Origin of the sequence: Sphingomonas sp. dw_22 (assembly GCF_018449795.1) — a bacterium.
GTDB lineage: Bacteria > Pseudomonadota > Alphaproteobacteria > Sphingomonadales > Sphingomonadaceae > Sphingomonas.
Window position 1 is genome coordinate 1 of sequence record NZ_JAAVVE010000090.1, and the last position, 4,748, is coordinate 4,748.

A 4,748-nucleotide genomic window follows, 5' to 3' on the forward strand; every position below is an offset into this window, starting at 1 on the left:
TACCGGTCGAGCGCGACCAGCGTCCGCCGCAACGTGGCCCCGGACGGATCGGGCGAAATGCCCGCCGGGTAGTGTCCGCCCCCCTACGCGGCCCGGGGCGCCGGGCGCCGGCCGGGCTCGCCGAGGTGCGCGGACAACTCCATCGCGCGGACGACGGCGCGCCAGCTGCCTGGGCGCTGGTGACGGCGAGCCATGCCGGGACCGTGCTCGGCATCGGGCTGGCGGACGCCGAGGGCCGTTTCGCGCTGTTCTTCGCCTATCCCGAATGGCCGCGCGCCAATCTGGGGCTGGGTTCGCCGCCGCCGGGGCCGACCGATCCGGCCTGGCCGATCGCCTATGCCGCCTATTCCACGCTGCTGCCGGCGGGCACCGTCCCGCTGCTGGCCGAGGTGATGGACCAGCTCCATCACCCGCGCGGCCTCTATGCCTCCACCCAGTCGCCGCCGGCGCCCCTCGCGCCGCTCGCGCTCCATTTCGGCCGTCCGCTGACGCTGAAGACTGACAACACCCCCGACGGCCCCTCGTCCTTCCTCATCATGGCGGCGGCATGACGAACAGAGGAGTAAGCTGATGCCCGAATATCTCGCCCCAGGCGTTTTCGTCGAAGAAGTCTCGTTCCGCGCCAAGTCGATCGAGGGGGTCTCGACCACCACGACCGGTTTCGTCGGCGCGACCCGCTACGGCCCGACCGACATCGAGCCCGAGATCATCACCAGCCTGGTCGAGTTCGAGCGGGCCTATGGCGGCAAGACCAGGCTCGATTTCGGCGAGGGCGTCGGCGAGATCGACAATTACATGTGGAACGCCGCACGCGCCTTTTTCGAGGAGGGCGGCAAGCGGCTCTATGTCGCGCGGGCCTTCACGCCGCTGAGCGAGGCGGACGACGGCCGGGCCGGCGCCGAATATCGCATCGGCGCATCCCCGCCCGAGAAGCTGGAGCTGGACGTCAAGGCACGCTTCCCCGGCAAGGCGGGCAATGGCCGCGTCACCTTCACCTTCCAGCTCGGCCCGAACCGGCTCGCCTATAACACCGACGGCACGGTGAGCCTGCGCGGCGCGATGGATCGCGACGTCGTGCATGTGAGCGGCGCGGGCTTCCAGGTGCTGGAGCGCGACGCGCTCAACAAGACCTGGAACCTGGTCGATCGCGCGGGCACGAGCCAGGAATTGCAGGCGACCTATGCCGGAACGAGCGGGATCGAGATCCGTACGCTCACCGTGACGGTGATGTTCGAATCGGAGACCGGCGACCTGCCGACCTTCGTCGCCGCCGAACTGCCACTCGATCCGAAACACCAGAGCGGCGGGGCGCCGGATTCGCTGTTCGCCTATTTCGCCGAGACCCCGGCCAGCCTGTCGCAGGCGCGCACCATCCCGATCGTGCTCACGCCCGCGGACGGCGCGACCGGCCTGACGGTGATGGAGGATTTCCAGGCGCTCCACGATTATGACGACCCGCTGTCGCCGCCCTCGCCGCCCGGCGCCGACGAACTGTTCGAGCCGCGGCTGCTCGATCGCGACAGCAGCCCGGCGCAGCGCAGCGTCGTCGTCCGCCTGACCGACGGCAATGACGGGCTGGAGCCGGATGCGCTGACCTATGGCGGCGCGACCGACGACCGCAACCGCTCGACCGGACTGGTCGCGTTCGAGGCGCTGGAGGACATCTCGATCGTTGCCGCGCCGGGCGCCAGCCGCCGCGACACGCCGGATGCGCGCACCGTGATCGCGCTGCTCATCGGCCATTGCGAGCGGATGAAATACCGCATCGCCGTGATCGATTCCGCCAAGAGCCAGTCGATCGCCGAAACGCGGGCGCTGCGCGCGCTCTACGATTCGAGCTACGCCGCTTATTATTATCCCTGGGTGCGGATCCTCGATCCGGCGACGGGGCAGGAGAATCATTACCCGCCCTCGGGCTTCGTCGCCGGCATCTATGCCCGCAACGACATCGAGCGCGCGGTCTACAAGGCGCCGGCCAACGAAGTGGTGACGCTCGCGCTCGGCTTCGAGAGCATGCTCAACAAGTCGCACCAGGAGGTGCTGAACCCCGAGGGGGTGAACTGCTTCCGCTATTTCGAGGGCCGCGGCATGCGCCTGTGGGGGGCGCGCACCATGTCGAGCGATCCCGAATGGAAATATGTCAACCTTCGCAGGTACTTCGCCTATCTGGAGCGGTCGATCGACAAGGGCACCCAATGGGCGGTGTTCGAGCCGAATGGCGAGCGGCTCTGGGCGAATGTGCGCTCGACCATCGCCGACTTCCTGCTGAACGAGTGGCAGAACGGCGCGCTGCTCGGCGACAAGCCGGAAAAGTCGTTCTTCGTGAAGTGCGACCGCTCGACCATGTCGCAGAACGATCTCGATAACGGCCGGCTGGTCTGCCTGGTCGGCGTCGCGCCGCTGCGTCCCGCCGAATTCGTCATCTTCCGCATCGGCCAGTGGACGGCCGACCGCAAGATCTGAGGAGAAGCATCATGGCCGTCCTGCGCGACCGCCCCTATGTGCAGTTCAACTTCCTCGTCGATATCGGCGACGGCCAGACCGACGGCGCCCAGGCCGGGTTCCAGGAAGTCTCCGGCATCGGCATGGAAGTGACCGTTTCCGAGTATCGGACCGGAAACAGCAAGGAAAACTCGGTGATGAAGATCACCGGGATGAACAAGTCGACCGACGTCACGCTGAAGCGCGGCGTGATCGGATCGCTCAACCTCTACAAATGGCTCGACCAGATCCGCAACGGCGACCAGAGCGCGCTGCGCACCGTCACCGTCACGCTCCAGAACGAGGACCACAGCGATGCGGTGATGACGTGGAAGCTGCTGCGCGCCCGGATCATCAAGAGCACTTTCGGCCCCTTCAACGCCAAGGGAACCGACGTGGCGATGGAGGAAATGGTCCTCGCCTATGAACGGCTCGAGATGGAGTGAGCGCATGTATCTGCGTCACTTCCTGCCCGGCCTCGCGATCGCGCCCCGTCCCCCGGCGGCGGCGGACGCGATGCCGCGCATGGACGTGGCGCTGTTCGTGGGTTTCGCCGCGCGGGGGCCGGTCCATCGGCCGGTGGCGATCGAGGGACTGGCGGCGTTCCGGGCGGTGTTCGGCGACGACCTGCCGCTGGTGCCCGGCCATGCCGCCGCGCTCGGCCCCAGCGTGCGCGCCTTCTTCGCCAATGGCGGGACGCGCTGCCATGTGGTGCGCGTCTGCCGGAGCGCGGCGTTGGAGGCGCTGTGGCGGGGGAACGGTCCCCTGGGCGAGGGCATGGCGAGCGCCGGGCGCTTCCGGCTGGCCGGAGTCACGGCGCTGCATCGGGACGAAGCGCCGGGGGACGCCTTCGTCCGGGCCGCGAGCCTGGGAAGCTGGGCCGATCATATCCAGGTGACGGCGCGGATCGAGCGGGTGGCGATCCCGCTCGACCTCAAGGGGCTGGCGCCGGGCGAGCTTGTCGAATTGAGCGATGCATCCGGCGAGCGCGACTATGCGGTCGCGCGCGATGGCGCACTGGAAGCGCTGCACTGGGCATCGCCGCCCGCCGCGCCCGAGCGGATCGACCGGCTGCGGCTGGTGCTGGGCATCGGCGATGGCGACCGGTTCGTCACCATGGGGCCGTTCGGCCTGACGCCCGATGCGCCCGCAAGCTGGTTCTCGGTGCTCGACGACGATGCCGCCTATGCCGATTCCGACCGGGTGGCGGCCGCGCGCGATCTGCTCGCGCCCGATGGCCCGCCGCCGCGCGCCTGGCTGCCGATTGGACTCACCGAAGACTGGGCGCCGTTGACGAGCCCGGTCCATGACCCGCGCACGCCGATCGAACGCGACGGGCTCTCCCGCTTCGACGCCGAGCTGTTCCTCGATCCCGGCCTTGCCGACAGCCGGGGCGCGAGCCTGGTCGCCCAGGCGCAATATCTGCGCGAGGCGAACAACCGCGCGCTGTTCGGCATCCATGCCGCCTTGTGCGTGCCCGGCGGCACCGATTTTCCCGAGCCGAGCCTGATCGCCGTGCCCGATGCTGCCCAGCCGGGCTGGACGCCGGTGGTCCCCGAACCGCTCGACCCGCCGCGCCCCGGGCCCTTCGCGGTGCCGGCAAGCTGGCGCGGCCATGACGGTCCCTGCCCGCCCGAGGACGAGGCGCCGCTATCCGCGCCCGATGCGACGCGCTTCCTCGATTGCGGCACGCGATTGCTGCCGATGCCCGCCTTCCTGCCGGTCGATGCGGAGGAGCCGGGGCCGGTGCTGCTGCAATGGAGCCCCTCCGAACCCGACGCCATCTATGTGCTGATGGAGGCCGGGCGCGCCGATTTCTCGGACGCGATCGAGATCTGGCGCGGCCCCGATCTGGAGCGGCTGGTCGATGCCCCGCGCGCGGGCAGCTATTATTATGCGGTGCGCGCCGAGCTGGACGGCAATGTCAGCCGCACCGCCGTCACCGGCTTCCGCATCAGCAATGCCGGCTGGGAAGCCGATACCGCCCATTATCGCGACGATGCGCTGCTGACCGTGCAGCGCGCGCTGCTGCGGCTGTGCGGCGCGCTGGGCGACCAGTTCGCGCTGCTCGGCCTGCCCGAGCATTATCGCGCCGACGCCGCCGCGGCGCATCGCGATCGGCTGGCCGAAGGGCTCGCCGCCAATGAAGCGGCGGCGCTCCAGCATGGCGCGCTCTACCATCCCTGGCCAGTGACGACCGCGGGACCGGGGGGGGTGCCCCGCCCGCTCCCCCCGCAGGGCGGAGGACAAACCGGCTGAACCGCGCC

The 4,748-nt window shown here is 69.5% G+C and carries 4 protein-coding genes; all 4 read left to right on the plus strand.

Translation table 11 applies throughout. The annotated features are described in order from the left end of the window. A partial coding sequence (locus HB724_RS20180) for a hypothetical protein (protein ID WP_213982737.1) occupies positions 1-551 on the plus strand: 551 nt, incomplete at its 5' end. A 19-nt stretch (positions 552-570) separates the two neighbouring features. Continuing rightward, on the plus strand, positions 571-2,463 hold the full coding sequence (locus tag HB724_RS20185) for a phage tail sheath subtilisin-like domain-containing protein (RefSeq protein ID WP_213982738.1): 1,893 nt from the start codon (positions 571-573) through the stop codon (positions 2,461-2,463). 11 nt (positions 2,464-2,474) lie between these two features. Then, a complete protein-coding gene (locus tag HB724_RS20190) occupies positions 2,475-2,927 on the plus strand; it encodes a phage tail protein (RefSeq protein ID WP_213982739.1) in 453 nt (150 codons plus the stop codon). 4 nt (positions 2,928-2,931) lie between these two features. Further along, the gene (locus HB724_RS20195; RefSeq protein ID WP_213982740.1) at positions 2,932-4,740 is read left to right on the plus strand and encodes a hypothetical protein; all 1,809 of its coding nucleotides are present in this window, start codon (positions 2,932-2,934) and stop codon (positions 4,738-4,740) included. Positions 4,741-4,748: the final 8 nt, after the last annotated feature.

Coding starts and splice junctions, on each gene's coding strand:
- HB724_RS20185 (WP_213982738.1), top strand. CDS start 571: ATGCCCGAATATCTCGCCCCAGGCGTTTTCGTCGAAGAAGTCTCGTTC.
- HB724_RS20190 (WP_213982739.1), top strand. CDS start 2,475: ATGGCCGTCCTGCGCGACCGCCCCTATGTGCAGTTCAACTTCCTCGTC.
- HB724_RS20195 (WP_213982740.1), top strand. CDS start 2,932: ATGTATCTGCGTCACTTCCTGCCCGGCCTCGCGATCGCGCCCCGTCCC.